The organism is Frankia sp. CoWAU3 (assembly GCF_977971855.1).
This window is the reverse complement of the sequence record NZ_CDWWXB010000065.1, coordinates 8,204-12,310: the sequence shown is the minus strand read 5'-3', so window position 1 is coordinate 12,310 and position 4,107 is coordinate 8,204. Positions and strand designations below refer to the sequence as shown.

Here is a 4,107-nt window from a genome sequence, read left to right as displayed (position 1 = left end):
GGCGCGCCGCTCCCGGCGGCGCCGCCAGCGCTGGCGGCGCCGGCCGGACGCGGCGAGACGCGCGGCGTGGCGTTCCTCGGCCCGTCGGGACAAGAATTCGGCCGCGGCCGGCTCGGACCGGGCAAAGGAGAGCAGCATGCCGAGGGCCGCGAGGGTCGGCAGCAACGCGGAGCCACCGAACGACACCAGCGGAAGGGTGACGCCGGTAATCGGCAGCAGACCCACGACCGCACCTATGTTGACCACCGCCTGGACGAGGATCCAGGCGGTGACCCCCGCGGCGGCGAGCCGGACGAACAGCTCGTCACAACGGTGCGCAATCCGCAGGCCCGCGTATCCCAGCACGCCGAACAGGCCCACCACCACCAGGCTGCCGACCAGCCCGAGTTCCTCGCCGATGATCGCGAGGATGAAGTCGGTGTGCACCGCGGGCAGTAACTGCGGCCACTTCTCCCGGGATGCGCCGAGGCCCTCCCCCCACCAGCCGCCGGTCGACAGGGCATAGATGCCCTGTACGGCCTGGAAGCCGTCGCCGTGCGCGTCGGCGAACGGATCGGTGAACGACAGCAGGCGCCGGATGCGGTAGGGCTCGACCACGGCGAGGACCGACGCCGCCGCGACCATCGATCCCAGGATCCCGGTGTAGAGGCGCATCGGGGTACCGATCACCCACAGCACGGTCAACGGCACGACGGTCACGCAGATCGCCCCGCCGAGATCCGGTTCCAGCAGCAGCAGCAGGTCGATGAACAGGAACACCGGGACCAGCGGGACGAGCAGGTGTTTGGGGTCGGACAGCAGCCGCCGTTTGCGGACCAGCAGATCCGAGCACCACAGCACAAGGGCGATCTTCGCCAACTCGCTGGGCTGGATCGTGATCGGCCCGACGACGATCCACTGGCGGGCGCCACCACGCACGCTGCCGATACCCGGGATGAGCACCGCCATCAGCATCAGCACGGTCCCGAGCAACAACGGGTAGGCAAAGGCGCGGAAGACCCGCACGGGCAGCCGGGAGGCGACGGCGACCACCGGCAGACCGATCGCGACCCAGATCACCTGCCGGATGAACAGCGTGTAGGAGGAGCCGAAGTCGGCGTAGGAGCGCACGCTCGACGCCGACAGGACCATGACCAGGCCGAGCACCAGCAGCAGAGCGGCCGAGGACAGCAGCAGGTAGTAGGACGCCAACGGCCGGTCGAGCAGCGGCAGCCGTGCTTCGGCCCCGTCCGCCGCGCCGGTTCCCCCGACGCCGGCGGAGTCGGGCTCGGCCGCGGAGCCTGTTCGCACGGCTTTGGGCCCTCGCGCCGCCCGCGCGGGCCGCGCCGACGTCCCGGTGGACGGCGGCGACGACGCTCCCGACCCCGCCACGGTTACCCCTCTCGTGCGCGGACCGCCGCCGCGAACAGATCTCCGCGCGCCGCGTAGTCCCGGAACATGTCCATCGAGGCCGCGGCCGGCGCCAAGAGCACAGTGTCACCGGTGGTCGCGAACGCCGCCGCAGCCTTCACCGCATCGTCCATGCCGTCAGCCCGTTCCACGGGGACATCGGGGGCGTGTCGGGCGAGAGCGGCGGCGATCTCATCGGCGCAGCACCCGATGAGGACCGCGGCGCGCAGCACCCGGCGCGCGTCGCGGACGAGATCGTCGAAGGCGAGGCCCTTGTTGAGGCCGCCCGCGATCCACACCACCGAGGGGTAGCCGGCCAGCGACGCGGCGGCGGCGTGTGGGTTCGTCGCCTTGCTGTCATCCACCCAGCGGACCCCGTCGATGACGGCCACCTCGGCGTTGCGGTGGGCGCCGGGCCGGAAAGCGACGAGCGCCGCGCCGATCGCGGCCGGGCCAACGCCCTCGGCGCGGGCAAGCGCGGCGGCGGCCAGCGCATTGGAGATCATGTGCGGACTGGTCAGCACGAGGTCACGGACGGCGACCAGCCGCCCGCCGTCGAAGGCGTCGTCGACGAGATGGCCGTCGACGACGGTCAGGCCGGGCCGCGGCCGGGCCGCCGGGTCGAGACCGAACAGGACCCGCCGCCCCGGAGCGGCGGCGAGCAGGTCCGCGCTGGTTGCGTCGTCGGCGTTGCCGATCGCGATCGTCCCTGGACTACGCCAGATCCCCGCCTTCGCTGCCGCATAGGCCGCCGCGCCCCCGTGCCAGTCGAGATGGTCGGGGGCGACGTTGAGCACGGCCGCGGCGAGGGGGGCCATGGTGTGGGTGTAATGGAGCTGGAAGCTGGACAGTTCCACCGCGAGGGTCTCGTAGGGCGGCTCGGCTGCGACCGCGTCCACAATCGGGGTCCCGATGTTCCCGGCGGTGGTGGATCGCCGGCCCCCGGCGGCGAGCATCGCGCCGAGCATCTCGGTGGTCGTCGTCTTGCCGTTCGTTCCCGTGACGGCGAGCCACCGGCTCCCACCCCGCCACCGCCAGGCAAGCTCCACCTCCCCCCAGACCGGGATCCCGGCGCCGGCCGCCCCGGTGATCAGCGGGGCCGTCGGCGGGACGCCGGGCGAGGTGACCACGAGCGCGCTGTCCCCGGGGCCGGCCGGCAGGCCGCCGAGGTTCACCTCGGCCCCGAGCGCCCGCAGCGTCGCGGCCGCACCCTGGTGACGTGGGGAGTCGCCGGCGTCGACGACCCGGACCCGCGCACCGCGGGCAAGCAGCGCCCGGGCCGCGGCGAGCCCGGAGACCCCGATCCCGACGACCAGCACGGGCAGACCCGCCCAGGAGATCGAGGCCGTGAGGTCGCCCGGGCCCTGACCGTCGCCCGTCATGGCGTCAGCCACCTCCGTGGGAGAGGAACTCCGCGTAGAACAGGCCCAGGCCGAAGGCCACCGCGAGTCCCGAGACGATCCAGAATCGGATGATCACCGTCGTCTCGGGCCATTCGGCGAGCTCGAAATGGTGATGGATCGGCGCCATGTTGAACACGCGTTTCTTCGTCGCCTTGAAGAAGGCGACCTGGATCATCACGGACAGGGTCTCGATGACGAACAGGCCGCCGAGGACGACGAGAAGCAGCTCGGTCCGGCTGACAATCGCGATACTGGCGAAGGCACCGCCCAGCGCGAGCGACCCGGTGTCCCCCATGAAGATCTTCGCCGGGCTGGCGTTCCACCACAGGAACCCGAAACAGGCCCCCATCGCAGCCGCCGCGACCAGCGCGACGTCGAGGGGATCACGCACGAGGTAACAGCCCGCCTCGGCCGCGTGCGGCTCGCACAGGTTGCCGAACTGCCAGAAGGAGATGATGACGTACGCGCCGAACACCATTGCCGAGGTGCCGGCCGCGAGGCCGTCGAGGCCGTCGGTGAGGTTCACCGCGTTAGAGGTCGCGGCGATGATGATCCAGGCCAGCAGGGGAAAGGCGATGATGCCGACGGAGAGGCTCGTGTCCCGCACGATCGAGATGTACGTCGAGCCGGGGAGCAGCCCGGCGTCGTTCTTGAACCGGACGGCCAGCAGGCCGAAGACGATCGCGACCGCGGCCTGCCCGGTGAACTTCATCCGGGCGGTGAGCCCGAGGCTGCGCTGCTTGCGGATCTTGATGTAGTCGTCCAGAAAGCCGACCAGGCCAAGCCCGGTCATCACCATCAGCACAAGCAGACCCGACGCGGTGAACCCGATGCCGGTCACCAGGTGGGCCAGGAAGTACCCGGCCAGGGCAGCGACAATGATGACAGTGCCCCCCATCGTGGGGGTGCCCCGCTTGGTCAGGTGGCTGGACGGCCCGTCCTCGCGGATCTCCTGGCCATATCCCTGCCGGCGGAAGAGCCGGATCACCCAGGGTGTGCCCAGCAACGACACGACCAACGCGACCATGGCCGCGATAAGAACGCCTCTCACGCGTGCGTCACCCGCGCGGGTCCGCGTGTGTGCAGCCAGCCGTCCGCCGTCATGTCCCCTCGATCCCGGCGCCGAGGACGCCGAATCTGGTCACCAACGCCTCGGCGACGCGCTCCAGCCCGAAGGACCGGCTGGCCTTGACCAATACCACGTCGTCCGGTCCGGCCTGCGCGGCCACCAGGGCCACCGCCTCCTCGGTGTCGGCCACCTCCACCGACTCCCCGTCCCAGGAGCCTTCCAGCGAGGCGCCCAGGTGGATATGGC

At 71.3% G+C, this 4,107-nt stretch carries 3 protein-coding genes and 1 pseudogene; all 4 read right to left on the bottom strand.

The genetic code is table 11. From position 1 onward, the window contains the following. Positions 1-1,371: putative lipid II flippase FtsW (gene ftsW / locus AC08ON_RS08425; protein WP_476616740.1), on the bottom strand; the 1,371-nt coding region annotated here is incomplete at its 3' end. A gap of 2 nt (positions 1,372-1,373) precedes the next feature. Further along, positions 1,374-2,771 (bottom strand): UDP-N-acetylmuramoyl-L-alanine--D-glutamate ligase, encoded by a 1,398-nt coding sequence (murD, locus tag AC08ON_RS08420; RefSeq protein WP_476607079.1) that lies wholly within the window; start codon positions 2,769-2,771, stop codon positions 1,374-1,376. Positions 2,772-2,775: 4 nt separating this feature from the next. Next, complete coding sequence (mraY, locus tag AC08ON_RS08415) at positions 2,776-3,843, bottom strand: phospho-N-acetylmuramoyl-pentapeptide-transferase (protein ID WP_011435854.1); 1,068 nt, start codon at positions 3,841-3,843, stop codon at positions 2,776-2,778. A gap of 49 nt (positions 3,844-3,892) precedes the next feature. Then, positions 3,893-4,107: pseudogene (locus AC08ON_RS08410) on the bottom strand (UDP-N-acetylmuramoyl-tripeptide--D-alanyl-D-alanine ligase); the annotation flags it as partial.

Bases quoted from the DNA above. Each gene is read 5' to 3' on its own strand.
- murD (WP_476607079.1), bottom strand. From the start codon at position 2,771: ATGACGGGCGACGGTCAGGGCCCGGGCGACCTCACGGCCTCGATCTCC.